This is a genomic window from Paraburkholderia sp. D1E, assembly GCF_052682275.1.
In genome coordinates this window covers 5049663-5069610 of record NZ_JBQYMB010000001.1, presented here as the reverse complement: position 1 = coordinate 5069610, position 19948 = coordinate 5049663, and the positions used below count along the sequence as shown (strand labels likewise).

Here is a 19948-nt window from a genome sequence, read left to right as displayed (position 1 = left end):
GTGAGTAGGTCGTGAATTGAGTCGCGGGTTTAGTCCCGCGAGCCGCGGTTCTTCAACTGGTCGAGCAGCACAGCGGCGAGCAGAATCGCGCCGCGCACCAGGTACTGATAGAACGCGTCGATGTTCATCAGGTTCATCACGTTCTCGACTGTACCCATGATCAGCACACCGATCACAACACCGGAGATCGTCGCGCGACCGCCGAGCAGCGACACGCCGCCCAACACGCAAGCCGAAATCACGTTCAGCTCGAACCCTTCCGCCGCATTCGGCTGACCCGACGTAATCCGCGAAGCCAGAATCACACCGGCCAGCGCCGTGACTGCGCCCTGGATCAGGAAGATGTAAACGCGCGTGCGTTCGACATTGATACCCGCAAGACGCGAGGCTTCCGGATTGCCGCCGATTGCCAGCGTATTACGGCCATACACGGTCTGATTGAGCATCACGCCGAATACGATGAAGCACAGCAGCGTGACCCAGATCGGCAGCGACACGCCGAAGAAGCTTAAACCGCCCAACGCGATAAACGTATCCGACGACACGCCCACGGCCTGCCCGTGCGAGACGATAAAGCCGAGACCGCGGACGATTTCCATCGTCGCGAGCGTCGTGATCAGTGCGTTGATGCGCAGGTAGGCAATCACCGCCCCGTTGACGAAGCCGATCACGGCCCCCGCCGCCACCGCAGCAATGATCGCGATGAACGTATTACCGGTCGCGTTCAGCACCATCGCGCACAGCACACCGGCGAACGCGACCGTCGACCCCACCGACAGGTCGAAATCGCGCGAGGCCAGACAGAACATCATCGTGCACGCGACCATGCCGATCTGCGAGATCGACAGCGCGAGACCGAGCATGTTCTCGATCGAGAAGAAGTGGTCGACCGTCAGCGACATCGTGATGAACATCACGATGAAGATCAGGATCAGGCTGTACTCGGTGATCTGCTGCCACCATTTCGCCTTGTCGTTGCCTTGTGGAATCAGCGCTTCGGCCGCACTTTTTGCGGCTTGTTGCGCGAGGTTTTCTCTGGCTTGCATTTTGAATACTCCTCCCGTTCCCCACGGGTTGCCGGACTTTCGTCCAGATAATGTTCAGGCCGCTTGCTCGGTGGCTGCGGTTTCGGTTCCGGGCAGTGCGGTCGAGCTTTGCGGCAACGCGAGGTTCAACACTGCTTGTTCCGTTGCTTCCTTGCGTGACAGTTCGCCGGAAATCCGGCCCTGACGCATCACGACAATCCGGTCGGACACGCCGAGCACTTCCGGCAATTCCGACGAAATCATGACGATCGCGCAGCCACGTTCGGCCAGTTGATAAATCACGTTATAGATCTCATGCTTCGCACCGACGTCGATTCCGCGCGTCGGTTCGTCGAGAATCACCACTTTCAGATCGGGCTCGGCCAGCCAGCGCGATAGAATCGCCTTCTGCTGGTTGCCGCCCGACAGGAAGCGGATCTTCTGGCGGCGGCTCGGCGTCTTGATCTTCAGCAGCTTGATAAAACGGTCGGCGGTTTCCGCTTCTTTCTTGCGGTCGAGGAAGATCCCCGCGCGCAGATAGTGACGCCGGCAACTGATATTGATGTTCTCCGACACGGTCGCCATCGCGACGATGCCCTCTTCCTTGCGGTCCTCCGGGCACAGCACGATGCCGTGTCTGATCGCTTCGCCGGCGCTACGCACCTTGATCGGCTTGCCGTCGAGCACGATTTCGCCGCCCTTCTTGTGATCGGCGCCGTACACCAGATGCATCAGTTCGCTGCGGCCCGCGCCCACCAGACCGAAGAAGCCGACGATCTCGCCACGCCGCACTTCGAAACTGGCGGGCTGCGAAAGCGAATGGCCTTCGATCGCTTTCGCCGCGAAGCGCACTTCGCCCAGCGGACGCGCTGAATAGTTATAGATGTCGGCGATTTCACGTCCGACCATTTCGCTGACGATGGTGTCGCGCGACACGCCCTCGAGCGTCGGATGCGAGGCGATCTTGCGACCGTCGCGAAAAATCGTGCAGGCGTCGCACAATTCGTAGATCTCGTCCATACGGTGCGAGATGTAGATCATTGCGCGATTGTCGGCACGCAGATCGCGCACCAGCTTGAACAGCACTTCGGTTTCGCGATGCGACAACGAGCTGGTCGGTTCATCCAGTGCGATCACGCGCGCGTTACGCAGCAGCGCCTTGCAGATTTCGACCATCTGCCGTTGCGCGATCGAGAGCTTTCTCAGCTTCGCGTTCGGATCGAGCGCCACACCCATCGCTTCAAGGCGTTCACGCACGAAACGCTTGGCTTCGCGCTTGTTGACCCAGCCGAGCGAGTTCGGCAACTGGCCGAGCAGCAGGTTTTCCGCGACCGTCAGATCGGGCACGTATTGCAGTTCCTGGTGAATCACCGCGATCCCCGCCGCGATCGACGATGCCGCGCTCGTAAAGCGCACCTCATTGCCGTCGATCATCACGCGACCGGAGTCGGGCTGATACTCACCGCCGAGAATCTTCAGCAGGGTCGATTTCCCTGCACCGTTTTCGCCCATCAGGCCGTGCACCTGCCCGACGTTGACGTCGAAGGACACACCGTCGAGCGCGCGCACGCCTGGAAAGACTTTGCCGATATTGTCAAAACGTAGCGTCGCTGACACTTCGCCTCCCTCTCATTGCTTCGTGTGAACCGTGCTTCTATGCGTGCCACATGGGCACCAAGCGTGGTCTGTCTCAACTTCTCAACTTTTATTACTGCCGGTGATGGCTGCCGGTGCGCCCAATCCTTGGAGAAACGACGCACCAGCAGTTCACTTCATGTCACCGCGTACTCAATCAAGCCGCTTAATTTGCCGCGAGGCCCATCTTCTGACGCACATCGGCGACGTTGTCACGCGTGGCCAGCATGCCGGTTGTCAGCGTGAGCATCGGCGGTTCCTTGCCTTGCGTGATCCAGTCGTACATCAGCGTCGAAGTTTCTTCGCCGTGACGCTTCGGGCTGATGATGACCGTGCCGTAGAAGCCGGTCGGCGTCGGCTTCTTGAACTCGTTCAATGCCGAGTCCGAACCGCCGATGCCGATACCGATCATGTTGTCCGCCTTGAAGCCGCGGCCTTCCGCTGCGCGCACCGCGCCGAGCACGCCTTCGTCGTTCAGCGCGTAAGCCACCCAGTGCTTGAACTGCGGGTTCTTGGTGAACGCGATGTTGGCTGCGTTGAAGGCGTTTTCCGTGTCGGTCTTCGCTTGCGGCGCTTCAATCACGTTGGCCTTCGGGAAACCAGCGGCGACGAGCGCAGCGGTTGCACCGGTGGTACGGTCAACGGCGGTAGGCAACTGGTTGTAGGTCACGTCGATTGCGCCTACATCTTTCATGTCCCAGCCACGCTTCTTGATTTCCGCAGCCAGGCCGTCGCCCACCTGCTTGCCGATGTTGTACGCCGAGATGCCCATATGCGGCACCGACGCAATCGGCTTGCCCGCGCCATCGACGAGGCGGTCGTCGACCGTCATCATCTTCAGGCCATCGGCCTTCGCCTTGGCGACAATGCCCGGTCCGAGCTTGACGTCAGGCGTGCAGATCACAAAGCCTTGCGCTTTCTGAGCCGACAGATTGTCGATTGCGCTCATGACCTTCTCGCCCGACGGCGCGCCGATCTTCACCAGCGTAAAGCCCTTCTCCTTGGCAGCCATTTCCGCGAACTTCCATTCGTCCTGGAACCACGGTTCTTCCGGCTGCTTCACGAGGAAGCCGATCTTGACCGGATCCGCAGCTTGCGCGACCGGTGCATTGAAGAGCACACCCGTCGCCGCTGCTGCCAGCGTGAGGAAAATTCTTCGTTTCATAATGCGTGTCTCCTGACTAATTGATAACGAGAAGGTATCGGCCGCGTCTTCTTGTACCGGTTGTGACACACGCGGCCAGCGCGTCGTCCGGTGAAACTTTGGTGCTTTGTTTTTTGCCTGTTTTTACTGCCTGTTTGCTTCTTTTCCTGCTGCCTGTTCCTGTACCGAAACTGCTGGCCCTGCTTCCTGTTGCTTGCCGGGCCGCTACGTTCAATCGTGATACAGCACGGAGCGACCGCCATCCACGGTGATACAGGTGGCGTTGATGAACGGCGCTTCATCCGAGGCGAGAAACACTGCCGTCATCGCCACTTCTTCCGGGCGGCCGATGCGCTTCATCGGTTGCAGATCGAGCGTCGCCTGTTTCGCGGCCGCCGGATCGGCTTGTTCGTTCCACCAGTCGTGCGTCAATTGCGTTTCGATATACCCCGGCGCGATCGCGTTGACCCGCACGTTGCGCGGCGCGTATTCGATGCCAAGCGCGCGCGTCAGACCAATCACGCCATGCTTCGCGACCGGGTACGGAAAGCACCCCGGAATGATCTTGAACGCATGCGTCGACGCGATATTCACGATGCTTCCCGCACCGCGTTCGACCATGCCCGGCAACACCGCGCGACACCCGTTCCACACGCCGTCGAGATCGACCGCGAAGCAACGGCGCCAGTCGTCGTCGCTCATCGTCAGCGGATCGCAGAACACGTTGATACCCGCGTTGTTGACCAGCACGTCGAGCGCGCCGAACGCGTGTTCGGCCTCGCTCACCGCGCGCTGAACCGAAGCCGATTGCGTCACATCCGTATGCACCGCCAGCGCGCGTCCACCGGTTTGCGCCCTGATCTGTTCCGCGGTCTGCTGCGCAGTTTCGATATCGAGCTCAGCCAGCACGACCGCAGCGCCTTCGCGCGCAAACGCGAGTGCGATCGCCGCACCGATGCCACGCCCGGCGCCGGTGATCAACGTGACTTTGCCGGCGAGCCGCTTCATTTCTTCGCGCCTGCGCGGGCGATACGCAACCCGTTGATGAACGCCTTCGCATGCGAGGCCGTCACAGCGACGCTCTGACCCGGTTTGTACAGCGCCGAGCCGAGGCCGAATCCATTGGCGCCGGCGCTGAGGAACGGGCCCATGTTGTCCGGCGTGATCCCGCCGACCGGCACCAGCGGCACTTCTGCCGCGATTACCGCGCGCCATGCCTTCACGACCTGGCAGCCGAGCTGTTCCGCGGGAAACATCTTCAGCACATCAGCACCGTTTTTCAGCGCGATGAAGGCTTCGTTCGGCGTCGCCACGCCCGGCGCGCAGGCCATGCCTTGCGCTTTCGCGGCACCGACGACCTCCGGGTCGCTATGCGGCATCACGATCAGTTCGCCGCCCGCCGACTTCACGCCATTCACGAAACTGGAATGCAGCACCGTACCCGCGCCGACGATCGCATCGGCCGGCAACGCTTTGCGGATCGCCGCGATGCTGTCGAACGGCCGCGGCGAATTCAACGGCACTTCGACGATGCGAAAACCGGCTTCGTAAAGCGCCTGGCCGTGCTCGGCGGCATCCGCGGGCGTCACACCGCGCATGATCGCGATCAGCGGACAGACCTCGAACGCCGCGATCAGACCCGCGTGCGGCATGTACGGGGCGGGTAGATTGATGTGAGGTTGCATCTTGGTTCCTTGTTTCGTAGGCGGCAGCGCTGCCGCTTAGCCGGCGTGCGCCGCTTGAGGCGTGGGATTGACGAGCCCTGCCTGGGTAGCGACGCGCCACAGACCACGCTCGGTGGCGTGCTTCACCAACTCAGCATGAGTGCAGCCGAATTGCGCAAGCGCCACGCGATAGCGTTCGCACAACGCTTCATTGCCGATCAGGCGCAAGTGCTGCCGCGCGAGCGAGTTTTGCTGTTGCGCGAGCACGGCTTCGAGACCGGCCAGTTCGTGCCCGATCAGCAAGCCCGACAGATAGTCCGGCTGCTGTTCGCGCGAGAGTTGTCCGGTAAGGCCGAGCGTACGGGCGCTGAATACGGTGGCCAGCATGCCCGCCTGACCTTTGTCGCGGGCGATGTTCACGCCGCGCAGAAATGCCTCGTTATCCGGACGATCCGGCGTGATCATCGTGCGGCCGAGGATGGTGTGTTCGCGCAATGCCGCGAACACTTCACCGGTCATGAAGGTATGAAAACGTTCGATGCGCCCCGCCTGCACAACGGCCCATTTCGCGTGGGTGCCAGGCAAGCCGATCAGCGTGCGCCTGCTGCTATCCACGGCACCCGTCTCCTGACCGAGTGCGCCGAAGATCTGGGTTTCCTCGCCGCGCATCACGTTCGGCAATTCGCCACGTTGCAGGACGCCCGGCACGATGTGCAGCGTCGCGCCGCACGCGGCTTTTACCCGGACGATGCCGGCCACCAGCGCATCTGCACTCGCCGGCGCGTCGACATACGGCGCTTCGACCCAGCCTTGCGCACTGCCGACCATACCGGCAGCGATCACCGGCACGGCGGGCGCCTGCTCGAGCCAGCCGCCGCACGCGTCCTCGAAGGCGGCATCGAAGCCGCCGTGCTCGGCGCCAAGCGGCAAATTCATGATGCCGGCCGTCGAAGCCCGCGTCGCCAGCACCTCGCCGGCCGCGTCGTACAGATAGGCGCGCAGCGACGTCGTGCCCCAGTCAAGCGCAATGAGCGCTGCGTGCTGGAGGTTGGCGTCGGCGGTCGCGGCGGCGTCGTTCACCGGATTGACCGCGTGCGTGTGAGAACCCGCTCGCTTCATCGTTTGATCCTGCGGGTTGCCGGTTGCGGGGCACGCCAGCCGAGTTCTTCCGAGATTGCGCGCGCTTCGCGCTGCACGACCGGAATCAGTTCATCCATGCGTTCGAGCGACATATACGGAATCGTGCTCGCCACCGACAGCGCAGCCACCACCGCACCCGATGCATCGCGCACCGGCGCCGCGACGCATCGGATCGACGCTTCGTTTTCTTCGAGGTCGAAGGTGTAGCCACCCGCGGCGTAGTTAGTCATACGCTGCATGAACGTCACCGCGTCCGGGCGGTTATCCGGCTTGAAACTGACACCGGCGAGCGCGCGCCGCGATGCTTCGAAGAGCGACTGCCATACGTCCGGCGCGAGGTCGAGCATCATGGCTTTGCCGATACCCGTCGACGCCAGTGGCATCCGATGACCGACGCGCGAACGCATTTCGAGGCCACGGGTGCCAGGGATCTTGTCGATGTACAGCACGTCATCGCCGTCGCGCACGCCAAGATGGATCGTATCGAGTGTCTGTTCGGCGAGCGATTCAAGATGCTGACGCGCGACTGCGGTGAGCGGCATCTGTTCGAGCGCGATGGTGCCGAGTTCGATCAGCTTCGGGCCGAGCAGATAGCCGCCTTGCACCTGCCGCAGATAGCGCGCCTGCACGAGGCTGCTCACCAGCCGATGCGTTGTGCTGCGGGTCGTGCCAAGCGCGGCGCCGAAGGTGCGTAGATCGCGCACGCCGGCAGCGGCGGCTTCCAGAATCGCGAGGCCGCGCAGCAGCGTTTGCGTGCCGGCTTGTTGCGGCGTGATGTCGAGCAGCGTGCTCGGCAATGCGATTTCGTCAGTCACGGCCGGTTGCGCGTTGGCGCGGTGTGCTTTAGCGGCGTTGGCGGCCGGCTGCGGCGCAGCGCTGGTCGCGCGATCGGCTTGCGGTGCCAGATCGACTTCGGACGCGCGGACGGCGTGAGTGGGCATCGCTTTGTTCATGGCGAGTTGCTTTTCGGTGGTTTTTTGCGCTTACAGCGCGGGGCCGGAGAGGAAGTCTGTTTTGCTCGCAGCACAGTGTGTGTTGCCGGTGGCGCGAGCAGGCGGGCGCTGCCTTTGGGTGTTAGGCATGGTTTGACTTGTCTCCGGTTTTTTTCTGGCTGTCGCTGGTCGCGGCCAGTTTTTCTGGCTAGCGGTAGCGCGTTGGCTGGATTGTAGGTCGGTTTTTGAGAAATCTCCAATATGTGAATGTTAGATTCATATAATGGGATTTCCCCTTGCCGAGGTGGTTTTGATTGCCCTACGGGCGGGTTTTGGATGTGTTTTTTGGCGGAGATGTCTTTTGGTGAGTTGGTTGTCGTCGCGGCGCTTGTTTGTCTGTGTTTTTATGGCGTTGGCCTTTCCTTGAATTCTTATTGGTCTATTAGCGTCGCCCCTGTGCGGGGCGGGCACTTACGTCTCTTTGCCGCCGCAAAGAGACGTAAGCAAGAGAAAGCGGCTCAAACCGCTAATTCTTAAGCGGGTCCCCCGCACAGCCATGGTAGTGGTGCATCTGGAATCCGTGCCCTCGCACATTCAGCCGGAGTGACACAGCACTCATCAACTCCCACTCCGCACTGCGTGCGTCGCGGATGGGGCTGCCTGGGAAAGCCGGGGCTTTGGTTACGCGTGGTGGGGACCATCGGCTTTGCCTCGCCGAAGACAAGTCTGGAGAGAAACCCAAGGGCTTCGTTTGAAGGCCGTGAGAGCCATCGACGTCGCCTTAGCGAAGACGGGTGCGTGGGAAACCAGGGGCTTCGTTTTGAGGCATTGGAGATATCGGCTTCGCCTCGACGAGGACGAGTCCGCACGGGAAACCAGAGGCTTCAATTGAGCGCAGAGGGAAAACGCCGGCTTCGCCTCGGCGAGGTGCCGGAAGATATATATATATTCGCGAACTGCCACTCGGCGCTCCGAGCACCGGCAAGTCGCGGTAGCGTGTGCGGGCGTGAATTCGCACTTCGAATGAAGCGCTGACGCATTGCGGGAATGTTGGAGACACAACGACAAGCCGCGGCGTCGGGTGAAGACGTGCGCGAAAACGATCAGATGGTTCCAGGAGATACGCGTCGGCGCGCGCAGCGCCGCCGGAAGTATGACGCCCTTGTCACGAACGTCGAATGTGCGAGAACACAGATTCCAGATACACCACGATCCCCTCCAAGCCAGGGGACCCGCTTAAGAATTAGCGGGGTGAGCCGCTTTCTCTTGCTTACTTCTCTTTGCGGCGGCAAAGAGAAGTAAGTGCCCGCCCCGCACAGGGGCGACGCTAATAGACCACTAAGAAATCAAGGAAAGGCCAACGCCATAAAAACACAGACAAACAAGCGCCGAACACGCATCAGATCAAGAAAAGCCCAACGCCGTAGGCAATTAAAAAAACACCCCCGCCGAACAGGCAAAAAAAACCTTAATCCGGCAATTCCGCCGCCCCCATCCGCCGGGCAATCACGCGCGATCGCTGCGCAAGATACCCCGAGCCTCTGTGTTCGTCGAAATACTTAGGCTGCGGCAGCATCACCGCCAACCGGGCCGACTGCCCAGCCGTCAATTTAGCAGCGGATGTCTTGTAGTAATAATGTGCGGCCGCTTCAGCACCATAAACCCCATTCCCCCACTCAACGGAGTTGAGATAAATCTCAAAGATCCGCTGCTTGTCCATCAGCGTCTCGAGCATCCACGTGATGATCAATTCCTGACCCTTTCGGATATAACTCTTCTCCCGCGACAAAAACAGATTCCGCGCCAACTGCTGGGTAATCGTCGAACCGCCGCGGACAATCTTGCCCTTGGACTTATTCCGCTCCCACGCCTGCAAAATGGCATCCGTCTCGTAGCCATTGTTATTCACGAAATTCGCGTCTTCGGAAGCGATAATCGCCCGCTTCAGATTGTGTGAAATCTGCTCATACGGCACCCACGTATGCTGCACCGACAGATCGGGCCGATCCTCCGACAACTGCCACGCGTCCGACCGCATGAAAGCCGTCGACTGGGGATTCACGTAATTCCACACCGCGATCTGCGCGAAGTAAAACGCCTGCGTCGCAAGCCACGCGATCGCCACCACGGCACCCAGATAAAACATCCATCGCACCGGACCTGGCCGGCTCGCGCGCCGCGTTGCTGTCATCGTGGTCTCAGTCCCCGAGTCGGTGAGTTCCGGAAAGTAAAACAGCGGCCTAAGCGGGCGACGGCGCGGTCAACAGCGCTCGCAATTCGGTCAGCACCGGCGCGCCGTCGGGCCGCACACCTCGCCACACGTAAAACGATTCGGCCGCCTGCTCGACCAGCATGCCGAGACCGTCGGCGCCGCGCGCACCCAGCTTCTGTGCGTGTTCCATGAATACGGTCGGATGCGCGCCGTACATCATGTCGTAAGCGAGCGTCCCGCTGCCAAACGCACGGTCGTCGCACTCTGGCAACGAAGCATCCAGACTACCCGCCGTCGCGTTGACGATCACGTCGTACTCGCCCGCTTCGATCGCTCGCGCGCTGCCGCCGGTCAGACGGCAAGCGGCGTCGCCCGCGGCTTGCGCAAACTGGTCGGCAAGCGCTTCGGCCTTCGCCGCCGTACGGTTGACGATCGTCAGCGTGTGCGGCGTGCGCTCCAGCATCGGCAACACAACGCCGCGCGCAGCGCCGCCCGCACCAAGCAGCAAAATCCGCGCACCCTTCAACGAAACGCCGAGATTCACTTCGATGTCTCGTACGAGACCGAAGCCATCCGTGTTGTCGCCATAGATACCGCTCGCGTCGAACCGCAGTGTGTTCACCGCGCCAGCCGCCGCCGCGCGCGGCGACAGGGTGCTAGCGAACGCGTGCGCGTCGAGCTTGAACGGCACCGTCACGTTCAACCCTCGGCCGCCCGCTTCGATAAAAGCGCGCACATGCGGCACGAATGCATCGACCGGCGCGAGCAGGTGGCCGTACTCGATCGGCTCGCCGGTCTGCGTGGCAAACCGACCATGAATGAACGGCGATTTGCTATGGCCGACCGGGTTGCCGATGACCGCATAGCGGTCGCGTGGATTGCTAGCACTCATCGCCCTGGCTCCGCCACATGCTGCTGATCGGCTGACGCGTCGCTGGCGTCGTCGCCGTTTTCGGCGTCGCCCTGTTCAGTTGCACCGCCGTCGAGGTCCGCTTCGGCTTGCACCTCGGCTTCGCTTTCGGCGCTTTCATCCGCCACGTCGATGATTTCCTCTTCACCCTCGTCGGCTTCTTCAGCTTCGCTGCCGCTTGTCACAGTCGGCGCGTCGAGCACATGCAGCAGGCGCACGGACGCTTCGACGGTCAGCTCGTCGATCGACATCACTTCCATCTGCAAGCGCGTACCGCGTGCATGCACGCCGAGACCCGGCACATGCAGCAGCAGCGGAATCTCTTCAAGGCGCACAAGATCGCCCTTCACCACCGACGCAACCACCTGCTTACGATTCTCCTGCTTCAACCACCGCAGGCACCAGAAGTACTCCATGCGGCGCTGGTGATCGGCATACGCGGTGTAGGTGTCGTCGAAACCTTGCACGACGGCGAACAGATCGGCGTCCTTGGGCTTGAACGGCGCGGCCAGTTTTGCGGTGACGCCATGCTGCACGCAGGCGAGCAATTGCCACTGGTTCACGAGGTCGACGTAGCGGCGCAGCGGCGACGTGCTCCACGCGTATTGCGTGACGCCCAGGCCTTCGTGCGGAGCGGCGTTGGTCTGCATGCGGGTGCGTTTCGGGCCGGTCGGCGCGCCGAACGCACGTTGTGTACGGTAGATACCCGGCACGCCGTGGTCGTGCAGGAATCCGCCCCACGACGAGTTGGCGAGAATCGCGAGCTCCGCGACGATCGTGTCGAGCGGCGACCCGCGCCGGCGCGGTGTAATCGTGATGTGCTCGTCTTCCACGTAGAAGTTGAAATCGGTATTGCGCTGCACTTCGCGGCGCAGGCCATAACCGGCGCGCGCGGTCTGACGCTTTTCGAACAGCGCCTGCGCGAACGGCCACAGCACGGCGATGTCTTCCTTGTGCGGATAATCGCCGGTACCGGCAGCGAGCGCTTCTTCGGTGACCAGTTCGTCCAGCGTGTTGTGGCGCAAATTGTTCTTCACGAACACGCGCTCGGCGCGCGTTTCGCTCGCCACGATTTCCTGCGTCTCGCGATTGATGATCACATACAGCGACAGAGCCGGCCGCAAGCCACCTTCAGCCAGCGTGAACGCTTCGACGACGCTATCCGGCAGCATCGTGATCTTGTCGCCCGGCATATAGACGGTCGACAAACGCGTGCGCGCGATCGCATCGACATCGTCGCCGCGTGCGATGCCGAGCGCCGGCGCGGCGATGTGCACGCCGATCCGCACACGGCCGTCGGCCAGATGCTCGACGGAGAACGCATCGTCGATTTCAGTCGTAGTGATATCGTCGATCGAAAATGCCTGCACATCGGCTTCCGGAAGATCTTCCGGCAACGCGCCAACCGTGACCGGCGGAAAGCCAGTGCCGTGCGGGAAAAATTCGGAGAGGAACTTCGCCTCGTGCAATGCGCGAGCCGACGGAATAGCGCCGCACTCCAGCATCAGCCGTGCCTGCGAGATGCCGCGCGCCGCTGCCGCGCCTTCGAGCGCCTTGTATTCGATCGTGTTCTTGTCGGGCCGGGTAAGCAAAGCCAGCGCCTTGCTCCCGCTGAAGCCTTCCGGCAGACGGCCTGCCTTCAGTTCGTCTTCGTAGCCGGCCTGCACCAGCGCCTGCTGGCGCTTGCGCTCCAGCCCGGCAAGGGCCATCTTGAGTTGCTCCTGCGGCGCGCGCTGATACATGCCGCGGCCCTTGCGGCGAAAATACACCGGCGAACCGTGCATACGCAGCACCAGCGCCGCGCGCTCGATCGAACCAAACGATTCGCCGAAGTACTCGGCGCCAAGCGTGGCAAACGGAAATTCGTCATCCGGCGCGCATTCCCACAGGAAGTCCAGATCGATGTCCTGCGCGGCGGCGTCCGCCTGCTGCATCAACTCGCTGGCGGTCGGCTTTTCGAATTCGATCAGCACATCTTTCGCGCGCACCTTGGCGCGGCGGCCGCCCGGCAACTCGACCTGAAAAGCATCGCCCTGGCGCGACAGCACACTGCCCGCCTTGAAACTGCCCGATTCCTCGAAGAAAACGTTCACTCAATACTCTCGTTCTGACTTGCATTTGCCGGCGTGCCCGATTGAGTTCAGCTATCGGTCACTGCGCGCGGCACGGCAACATGTTCGTGGTAGTGGATCCGCGGCGCGATACGCGCGCCAGCGGCATGAATCTGGTGATCCGCAACGGCCTCGCTGCAGGATCGTCGGCTGTCAGGCCGCTTCGCGCGGCGCCGGCGGCTCGACGTCTTCGGCATCGCAAAAGGCCAGCACCTCGTCGACGTATTGTGCGAATTCGCTGATCGCATGGTCACTCCCTTCGATCAGCGTAGTGCGCGCGCCCGGATAGTGCGCAAGCATTTCACGGTAATCGAGCACTTCGTCGCCAGTGGCAGCCATCAAATAATAGCGTTCGGGGCGCGTGATCGACGTGACGCCGAGCGCGCGCAGCTCATCCAGATGATGCGGCTCGACCGTGATGCTGCCGCCACCGTGCCATAAGGGCTGCTCGCCGAGATAGGCGCTCAGGTCGCGTTGCGGCACGACTGCCGGGTTCAGCAGCACCGCCGGCCAGCCGTGTTTTTCGGCAAGATGCGTGGCGAAGTAGCCGCCAAGCGAACTGCCGATCACCGTGATGTTGTCCGGTTTCGCGGCATCGACCAGCGATTCGGCAAGCGCCACGGTCTCGAACGGCGAAACCGGCAGCATCGGGCAGCACCATTCACCACTGCGACCGAGTTCGACGAGCCGTGCGGCCAGCACGCGTGCCTTGAACGAATTGGGTGACGAACGGAAACCGTGCAGATAAAGGATCACGAAGCGCCTCGCGCGGAAAGTGCGTCGAGCAGCTTCTGATGCACGCCGCCAAAGCCGCCGTTGCTCATCACCAGAATCTGGTCGCCGGGGCGCGCCGCGTGAACCACCGCTTTGACCAGCGCGTCGAGATTGTCGAAAGCCTGCGCTTTGCCACCGAGCGGCGCGAGCGCTTCGCCGAGATCCCAGCCAAGTGCGTCGCGGCCGGCCGGCGCGCCGTAGCCGAACACCAGGTCGGCGTCGGCGAGGCTGGCCGGCAATTGTGCTTTCATCACGCCGAGCTTCATCGTGTTCGAGCGCGGCTCCAGCACGGCAAGGATTCGCGTGTTTTCGCGGCCGACGCGGGCGCGCAGCCCGGCCACCGTGGTTTCGATCGCAGTGGGGTGATGGGCGAAATCGTCGTAGACGGTCACGCCGTCGACACTGCCGCGCACTTCCATGCGGCGCTTCACATTCCGGAAACTCGCCAGCGACTTCGCGGCTTGTGCCGGCGGCACGCCGACATGGCGCGCGGCGGCGATCGCGGCAAGCGCGTTCATGCGGTTGTGCTCGCCCTGCACCAGCCACTCGACGACACCCACGCGCTCGCTGTTGTGATACACGGCGAAACGCTCGTCGACCGGCACGCTGTCTTCCGCCGGCAAGGTTTCCCAGCCGCCTTGTACGCCGAACCGCTCGACTTCGCTCCAGCAACCGCGCGTCAGCACGCGCTCCAGCGCGTCTTCACGACCGTTCGTGACGATTCGGCCAATGCCCGGCACCGTACGGATCAGATGATGGAACTGCATTTCGATCGCTGCCAGATCCGGGAAAATGTCGGCGTGATCGAACTCGAGATTGTTCAGGATCGCGGTTTTCGGCCGGTAGTGAACGAACTTGGAACGCTTGTCGAAGAAGGCCGTGTCGTACTCGTCGGCCTCGATGACGAAAAAGCTGGAATCGGTCAGCCGCGCCGACACGCCGAAATTCAGTGGCACGCCACCGATTAGGAAACCCGGATTGAGACCCGCATCTTCGAGCAGCCAGGTCAGCATCGAACTGGTGGTGGTCTTGCCGTGGGTGCCGGCCACCGCCAGCACCCACTTGCCGTTCAGCACGTGCTCACCGAGCCATTGCGGACCGGAGACGTAAGGCAGGCCGCGATCGAGGATCGCTTCCATCAGCGGGTTGCCGCGCGTAACCACATTGCCGATCACGAACAGGTCGGCGTTGAGGCCATTCAACTGCTCAGCGTCATAACCCTCGATCAGACGAATGCCTTGCGCCTCGAGCTGCGTGCTCATCGGCGGATAAACGCCGGCGTCGCAGCCCGTCACGGTGTGCCCCGCGCCGCGCGCGAGGACCGCGAGTCCGCCCATGAACGTGCCGCAGATACCGAGGATGTGGATGTGCATAAGCCTGTCGTGCCGCGCGGGCGTATTTTGCGAGGGATGGGAGTGCAAGGAAGCGGTCGAAACGACCGTCTGCAAAGGACGCTATTGTAACCGACGCCTCTGAATCACCCTATGAACGGGGCAGTCAAGGTAGCTGGGCACCTTGCCCGCGCAAAGCGCCCGCCGCGAACCGCCCAGAAAGGGCTGACATCAATCTCTAGTATGATTGAGAGATGGTTCGCAAATCACATTTCGATCCGCAGCGCGTGCGTGAGGAAATCGCCATCGCGGCTGCACGGATGATCGCTGAAGACGGTCTGGACTATGCAACGGCCAAGCGTAAAGCGGCACGGCAAGTAGTCGGCGAGAGCCGTGTTGCCGGCGAATGGCTGCCAGATAACGACCAGATCGAAGCAGAAATCCGTGAATATCAGTCGCTCTTCCAGAAAGATAGCCAGCCGGCGCTGTTGCGGCGGTTACGCCGCATTGCCATCGACTGGATGGAGCGGCTCGCGCCGTTCAATCCGTATCTGACCGGCGCGGTGCTCGGTGGCACAGCCGGCGAACAATCGGATATCCACCTTCAGGTGTTCTGCGACAACCCGAAAGAAGTCGCGATCTATTTTCTGAACGCCAACATTCAGTACGACGTTTCGGAGACGCGGCATTTTGCCGGTCGCGGCTACGTCGAGACGCTGAGCTTTCTCTGGCGCCCCACGAACGAAGGGCGCGATGGGGAGCCGGCCGGCATCCACGTCGCCCTGTACGAAACGGACGACTTGCGCGGCGCGGTCCGGGCCGACGCGCGCGGCCGCACCGCGCGCGCGAACCAGCAGGCGGTTCAGGCGCTGCTCGATAGTAGCGACGTCACCTCTTCAACTAATTAGACAGACCTGAAATGAATACGAGACGGATTCTGGCAGGCGCGCTTGTCGCGGTCGCCGCTGCGGGCGGCGGGGTGCTGGCCAATCATTTGCTGAATGGCAGCCCGGAAATTGCTCATGCGACAGAGCCCGCTTCCACGCAAAGCGCAGTCGAGCAGCTTTGGGCCGCACCGGTCACGAATGTCGACGGCAAGCCGCAATCGCTAAGTTTGCTTAAAGGCCACCCAATCGTCGTCAACTTCTGGGCGTCTTGGTGCGGACCGTGTGTCGAAGAGATGCCCGCTCTTTCGCAACTTCAGCGCGAATATGCAAAGAAAGGAATCCAGTTCGTCGGACTTGGCGTCGATTCGGACAAAAACGTTCAGGCGTTCCTGCAGAAGGTGAAAGTAGCCTACCCCGTCTATGTGACCGGATTCGGCGGCGCCGACCTCGCACGCGCGTTCGGCAATACTGCCGGCGCCCTGCCCTTTACCGTCGTAATTGACGCAAAGGGCAACGTCCGCTCGACAAAATTAGGGCAAATCGACCCGCAAGCGCTGAGACAGACGCTCGATGCGCTCTAAATTTCACATTCTTTTGACGATCAGATAGGGGCAAAAGGCGCGAAATTGCGCGCAAATTGCTCAAATTTGAGAGAAGATGGGCGCCCGGAGAGGCGGCGAAAGGTCGCTGAGATCGTTCTGAACGCGCAGGAAACTAGACAAGTTTCTCTAATCAGCGCTAAAGTGCGCCCAATTCCACGGAAAAAGAAGCGACCATGACGCGACTGCTGGTACTGCACGGCCCCAACCTCAATCTTCTCGGCACCCGGGAACCCGAGGTCTACGGCCGCGTGACGTTGCCGCAGATCGATCAGGCGCTGGCGGACCGCGCAGCGGACGCAGGCGTCGAACTCGCGTCGTTCCAGAGCAATCATGAAGGCGCCCTGGTCGATCGCATCCAATCCGGCCGGACTGAAAAAACCGATTTGATACTGATCAATCCCGCCGCGTACACGCACACCAGCGTGGCTATTCGGGACGCACTGGCGGGGGTCGGCATCCCGTTCGTCGAGATTCATCTGTCGAACGTACATCGCCGCGAACCGTTCCGGCATCACTCGTATTTCTCCGACCAGGCAGAGGGCGTGATCTGCGGCCTTGGCTGGAAGGGGTACATGTACGCGCTCGAATTCGCGCTCGACCGGCTGTCCGCCGGCTCATCGCGCGGCTGATTCCAAACACGTCCAATTTAAGCCGGGTATTGCGATTGCACGCGCCGGCACTTTACGCATTGAAAGGGGCTTCCTGATGGATCTACGTAAACTGAAAACTCTGATCGACCTCGTCTCCGAGTCCGGCATTTCCGAACTCGAAGTGACTGAAGGCGAAGGCAAGGTCCGCATCGTCAAGAATGCGCCGCCGGTTTACGTGCAACCGTCTGCTTCCTACGCGCCGCAATACATGCAGCCGGCACCGATCGCGGGCGGCGAAGCGCCGGCCGCGGCAGCAGGCGTCCCGGCCACGCCGGCCGCCGCCGCGCCGCAAGGCCACGTGGTGACCTCGCCGATGGTCGGCACGTTCTACCTGGCGCCGTCGCCGGGCGCCGAGCCGTTCGTCCAGGTGGGCGACACGGTCAAGGAAGGCCAGACGATCTGCATCATCGAAGCCATGAAGCTGCTCAACGAAATCGAGTCGGACAAGTCCGGCGTGGTCAAAGAAATCCTCGTCGACAACGGTCAAGCGGTCGAGTACGGCCAACCGCTGTTCGTGGTCGGCTAACACGGCGCGCTTTGCGTTTGCCGCCCGCGCGCCTGCCCTCCCGGGGCGCGCGACCGATCCTCTAAGGCAGCCTGCGTTGTGATCAGCCCGGCGCCTATTGATGAGTCGAAAAACCGCTATGTTTGAAAAAATCCTTATTGCCAATCGTGGCGAGATCGCGCTTCGTATCCAGCGCGCCTGCCGCGAACTCGGCGTTAAAACGGTCGTCGTCTATTCGGAAGCCGACAAGGAAGCCAAGTACGTGAAGCTCGCCGACGAAGCGGTCTGTATCGGCCCGGCGCCTTCGAATCTGAGCTACCTGAACATGCCGGCGCTGATCAGCGCAGCCGAGGTGACGGACGCCCAGGCGATCCACCCCGGTTACGGCTTCCTCTCGGAAAACGCCGACTTCGCCGAACGCGTCGAGCAGTCCGGCTTCACCTTCATCGGCCCGCGCCCGGAAACCATCCGGATGATGGGCGACAAGGTGACCGCCAAGCAGACCATGATCAAAACCGGCGTGCCCTGCGTGCCGGGTTCTGAAGGGGCGTTGCCGGACGATCCGAAAGAGATCGTGAAAATTGCCCGCCAGGTCGGCTATCCGGTGATCATCAAGGCCGCCGGCGGCGGCGGTGGCCGCGGCATGCGCGTGGTCCACACGGAAGCGGCGCTGGTCAACGCGGTCAACATGACGCGCGAAGAAGCCGGCCGAGCCTTCGGCAACCCGCAGGTCTACATGGAGAAATTCCTGGAGAACCCGCGGCACATCGAAATTCAGATCCTGGCGGATTCGTTCAAGAATGCGGTCTGGCTGGGCGAGCGCGATTGCTCGATGCAGCGCCGTCACCAGAAAGTGATTGAAGAAGCGCCGGCGCCGGGCATCGCGCGCCGTCTGATCGACCGCATCGGTGATCGTTGCGCGGATGCCTGCAAGAAGATGGGCTATCTTGGCGCGGGTACATTCGAATTCCTGTACGAAAACGGCGAGTTCTACTTCATCGAAATGAACACGCGCGTGCAGGTCGAGCATCCGGTGACCGAACTGATCACGGGCGTCGATATCGTGCAGGAACAGATCCGTATCGCGGCTGGCGAGAAGCTCGCGTTCCGTCAGCGCGACATCGTCTTCAAGGGTCATGCTATCGAATGCCGGATCAACGCTGAAGATCCGTTCAAGTTCACGCCGTCGCCGGGACGTTTGACGTCGTGGCATATGCCGGGCGGTCCTGGCATTCGCGTCGATTCGCACGCCTACAATGGCTATTTCGTGCCGCCGAACTATGATTCGATGATCGGTAAGCTGATCGCTTACGGCGCGACGCGCGAACAGGCAATCAAGCGGATGCGCATCGCATTGTCGGAAATGGTCGTCGAGGGTATTCAGACCAACATCCCGCTGCACCGCGAATTGATGCTGGACGCGAAGTTCGTTGAAGGCGGCACCAGCATTCATTACCTCGAAAACCGGCTGGCCGCGAAGCAGCAGGCCGCGCCGGAAGAAGCGTAAGTCATGAGCTACCGGGAACTGATCGCCGAGCTGGCACGCGAGCACGCGGAGGAGTTCTCCGACGCGCTGCTCGAGTTGGGTGCGCTGTCCGTATCGGTTGAAGATGCGGACGCCGACACGCCCGACGAGCAGCCGCTGTTCGGCGAGCCCGGTCTCACGCCGGACCGCGCCGCGTGGCAGCGTTCGCGGGTGATCGCGCTGCTCGCGCCGGAACACGAGCCGGCGGTGTTGCTCACCGCGGCGGCCAATGAACTGGGCCTCGATCCCGCGCCTTCATTCACCGTGCGTGAAGTCGAAGAGCAGGATTGGGTGCGTCTCACGCAATCGCAATTCGATCCGATTTCAATCGGCGAGCGCATCTGGGTCGTGCCCTCGTGGCACGATGCACCGGACCCGGACGCCCTCGTGCTGGAGCTGGATCCCGGCCTCGCATTCGGAACCGGCAGCCATCCCACTACACGTTTGTGTATGGAATGGCTGGAGCAATCGGTGAAGGCGGAGCAATCCGTGCTCGATTATGGCTGCGGCTCGGGCATCCTCGCGATCCTCGCGAAGAAGTGCGGCGCTAACCCGGTGTACGGCATCGATATCGACCCGCAAGCGGTCGAATCGGCGCGTCATAACAGCGAGCGCAACCGGGTAGAAGTCACGTACGGTTTGCCTGACGAGTGCCCCACCGGCGAGTTCGATATCGTGGTCGCCAATATCCTGTCGAATCCGCTCAAGCTGATGGCGGCAATGCTGTCGTCGAAGGTCAAGCCTGGCGGCCGTATCGCGCTATCAGGCATTCTGGCGCGCCAGGCGGACGAAGTGGCGCAGGTCTACGCACAATGGATCGACATCGGCGTATGGCGCGAACACGAAGGTTGGGTATGTCTAACGGGAACGCGCCGCGAAAGCCATTAGAATAAGGCGTATT

At 61.9% G+C, this 19948-nt stretch carries 18 protein-coding genes; 6 read left to right on the top strand and 12 right to left on the bottom strand.

The features are described from left to right. Positions 1-29: 29 nt before the first annotated feature. From araH to mpl, 12 genes are all read right to left on the bottom strand, one after another. Positions 30-1046, bottom strand: a complete 1017-nt coding sequence (araH, locus tag ACUN0E_RS22720) for an L-arabinose ABC transporter permease AraH (RefSeq protein WP_054034524.1) — start codon at positions 1044-1046, stop codon at positions 30-32. Between the two features lie 54 nt (positions 1047-1100). Beyond that, the gene (araG, locus tag ACUN0E_RS22715) at positions 1101-2642 is read right to left on the bottom strand and encodes an L-arabinose ABC transporter ATP-binding protein AraG (RefSeq protein ID WP_408231313.1); all 1542 of its coding nucleotides are present in this window, start codon (positions 2640-2642) and stop codon (positions 1101-1103) included. 184 nt (positions 2643-2826) lie between these two features. Beyond that, a complete protein-coding gene (locus ACUN0E_RS22710) occupies positions 2827-3825 on the bottom strand; it encodes an arabinose ABC transporter substrate-binding protein (RefSeq protein ID WP_120289501.1) in 999 nt (332 codons plus the stop codon). A gap of 210 nt (positions 3826-4035) precedes the next feature. After that, complete coding sequence (locus tag ACUN0E_RS22705; RefSeq protein ID WP_408231309.1) at positions 4036-4812, bottom strand: SDR family oxidoreductase; 777 nt, start codon at positions 4810-4812, stop codon at positions 4036-4038. Further along, positions 4809-5489 carry a 2-dehydro-3-deoxy-6-phosphogalactonate aldolase gene (locus ACUN0E_RS22700; protein WP_445568012.1) on the bottom strand — a complete coding sequence of 227 codons (681 nt, stop codon included), beginning with the start codon at positions 5487-5489 and terminating at the stop codon, positions 4809-4811. The genes ACUN0E_RS22705 and ACUN0E_RS22700 overlap by 4 nt, the downstream gene beginning before the upstream one ends. Positions 5490-5525: 36 nt before the next feature. Beyond that, positions 5526-6587, bottom strand: coding sequence for a 2-dehydro-3-deoxygalactonokinase (locus ACUN0E_RS22695; protein ID WP_445568011.1), 1062 nt, complete (start codon positions 6585-6587; stop codon positions 5526-5528). After that, complete coding sequence (locus tag ACUN0E_RS22690; RefSeq protein ID WP_445568010.1) at positions 6584-7561, bottom strand: IclR family transcriptional regulator; 978 nt, start codon at positions 7559-7561, stop codon at positions 6584-6586. Before ACUN0E_RS22690 ends, ACUN0E_RS22695 begins: the two co-directional genes overlap by 4 nt. Before the next feature lie 1447 nt (positions 7562-9008). Beyond that, complete coding sequence (gene mtgA, locus ACUN0E_RS22685; RefSeq protein WP_408231301.1) at positions 9009-9731, bottom strand: monofunctional biosynthetic peptidoglycan transglycosylase; 723 nt, start codon at positions 9729-9731, stop codon at positions 9009-9011. 49 nt (positions 9732-9780) lie between these two features. After that, entirely contained in the window at positions 9781-10644 is an 864-nt protein-coding gene (gene aroE, locus ACUN0E_RS22680) for a shikimate dehydrogenase (RefSeq protein WP_445568009.1), read from the bottom strand. Then, entirely contained in the window at positions 10641-12755 is a 2115-nt protein-coding gene (locus tag ACUN0E_RS22675) for a ribonuclease catalytic domain-containing protein (protein ID WP_445568008.1), read from the bottom strand. Before ACUN0E_RS22675 ends, aroE begins: the two co-directional genes overlap by 4 nt. A gap of 171 nt (positions 12756-12926) precedes the next feature. Next, the gene (locus tag ACUN0E_RS22670; RefSeq protein WP_445568007.1) at positions 12927-13529 is read right to left on the bottom strand and encodes a YqiA/YcfP family alpha/beta fold hydrolase; all 603 of its coding nucleotides are present in this window, start codon (positions 13527-13529) and stop codon (positions 12927-12929) included. Then, positions 13526-14920: a UDP-N-acetylmuramate:L-alanyl-gamma-D-glutamyl-meso-diaminopimelate ligase gene (gene mpl / locus ACUN0E_RS22665; protein WP_445568006.1), complete on the bottom strand. Its 1395-nt coding sequence runs from the start codon at positions 14918-14920 to the stop codon at positions 13526-13528. The genes ACUN0E_RS22670 and mpl overlap by 4 nt, the downstream gene beginning before the upstream one ends. A 212-nt stretch (positions 14921-15132) precedes the next feature. On the opposite strand from mpl, the gene ACUN0E_RS22660 reads away from it, so the two are divergent. The 6 genes from ACUN0E_RS22660 to prmA all read left to right on the top strand — a co-directional run bounded on the left by ACUN0E_RS22660 (position 15133) and on the right by prmA (position 19935). Continuing rightward, complete coding sequence (locus tag ACUN0E_RS22660; RefSeq protein WP_445568005.1) at positions 15133-15786, top strand: UDP-N-acetylmuramate--alanine ligase; 654 nt, start codon at positions 15133-15135, stop codon at positions 15784-15786. 11 nt (positions 15787-15797) lie between these two features. Beyond that, positions 15798-16346, top strand: a complete 549-nt coding sequence (locus ACUN0E_RS22655) for a TlpA family protein disulfide reductase (RefSeq protein WP_445568004.1) — start codon at positions 15798-15800, stop codon at positions 16344-16346. Between the two features lie 194 nt (positions 16347-16540). Beyond that, positions 16541-16996 (top strand): type II 3-dehydroquinate dehydratase, encoded by a 456-nt coding sequence (aroQ, locus tag ACUN0E_RS22650; protein WP_445568003.1) that lies wholly within the window; start codon positions 16541-16543, stop codon positions 16994-16996. A 76-nt stretch (positions 16997-17072) separates the two neighbouring features. Next, positions 17073-17543 carry an acetyl-CoA carboxylase biotin carboxyl carrier protein gene (accB, locus tag ACUN0E_RS22645; RefSeq protein WP_408231277.1) on the top strand — a complete coding sequence of 157 codons (471 nt, stop codon included), beginning with the start codon at positions 17073-17075 and terminating at the stop codon, positions 17541-17543. A gap of 118 nt (positions 17544-17661) precedes the next feature. After that, positions 17662-19029, top strand: coding sequence for an acetyl-CoA carboxylase biotin carboxylase subunit (gene accC / locus ACUN0E_RS22640; protein ID WP_408231274.1), 1368 nt, complete (start codon positions 17662-17664; stop codon positions 19027-19029). A gap of 3 nt (positions 19030-19032) precedes the next feature. Continuing rightward, positions 19033-19935 carry a 50S ribosomal protein L11 methyltransferase gene (gene prmA, locus ACUN0E_RS22635; RefSeq protein WP_408231271.1) on the top strand — a complete coding sequence of 301 codons (903 nt, stop codon included), beginning with the start codon at positions 19033-19035 and terminating at the stop codon, positions 19933-19935. The last annotated feature ends 13 nt before the right edge of the window (positions 19936-19948 follow it).

What these genes read in the sequence shown, in the direction of transcription:
- araH (WP_054034524.1), bottom strand. Translation starts at nt 1,046, where the DNA reads ATGCAAGCCAGAGAAAACCTCGCGCAACAAGCCGCAAAAAGTGCGGCC.
- ACUN0E_RS22710 (WP_120289501.1), bottom strand. Translation starts at nt 3,825, where the DNA reads ATGAAACGAAGAATTTTCCTCACGCTGGCAGCAGCGGCGACGGGTGTG.
- ACUN0E_RS22705 (WP_408231309.1), bottom strand. Translation starts at nt 4,812, where the DNA reads ATGAAGCGGCTCGCCGGCAAAGTCACGTTGATCACCGGCGCCGGGCGT.
- ACUN0E_RS22700 (WP_445568012.1), bottom strand. Translation starts at nt 5,489, where the DNA reads ATGCAACCTCACATCAATCTACCCGCCCCGTACATGCCGCACGCGGGT.
- ACUN0E_RS22695 (WP_445568011.1), bottom strand. Translation starts at nt 6,587, where the DNA reads ATGAAGCGAGCGGGTTCTCACACGCACGCGGTCAATCCGGTGAACGAC.
- ACUN0E_RS22690 (WP_445568010.1), bottom strand. Translation starts at nt 7,561, where the DNA reads ATGAACAAAGCGATGCCCACTCACGCCGTCCGCGCGTCCGAAGTCGAT.
- mtgA (WP_408231301.1), bottom strand. Translation starts at nt 9,731, where the DNA reads ATGACAGCAACGCGGCGCGCGAGCCGGCCAGGTCCGGTGCGATGGATG.
- aroE (WP_445568009.1), bottom strand. Translation starts at nt 10,644, where the DNA reads ATGAGTGCTAGCAATCCACGCGACCGCTATGCGGTCATCGGCAACCCG.
- mpl (WP_445568006.1), bottom strand. Translation starts at nt 14,920, where the DNA reads ATGCACATCCACATCCTCGGTATCTGCGGCACGTTCATGGGCGGACTC.
- ACUN0E_RS22660 (WP_445568005.1), top strand. Translation starts at nt 15,133, where the DNA reads ATGGTTCGCAAATCACATTTCGATCCGCAGCGCGTGCGTGAGGAAATC.
- ACUN0E_RS22655 (WP_445568004.1), top strand. Translation starts at nt 15,798, where the DNA reads ATGAATACGAGACGGATTCTGGCAGGCGCGCTTGTCGCGGTCGCCGCT.
- aroQ (WP_445568003.1), top strand. Translation starts at nt 16,541, where the DNA reads ATGACGCGACTGCTGGTACTGCACGGCCCCAACCTCAATCTTCTCGGC.
- accB (WP_408231277.1), top strand. Translation starts at nt 17,073, where the DNA reads ATGGATCTACGTAAACTGAAAACTCTGATCGACCTCGTCTCCGAGTCC.
- accC (WP_408231274.1), top strand. Translation starts at nt 17,662, where the DNA reads ATGTTTGAAAAAATCCTTATTGCCAATCGTGGCGAGATCGCGCTTCGT.
- prmA (WP_408231271.1), top strand. Translation starts at nt 19,033, where the DNA reads ATGAGCTACCGGGAACTGATCGCCGAGCTGGCACGCGAGCACGCGGAG.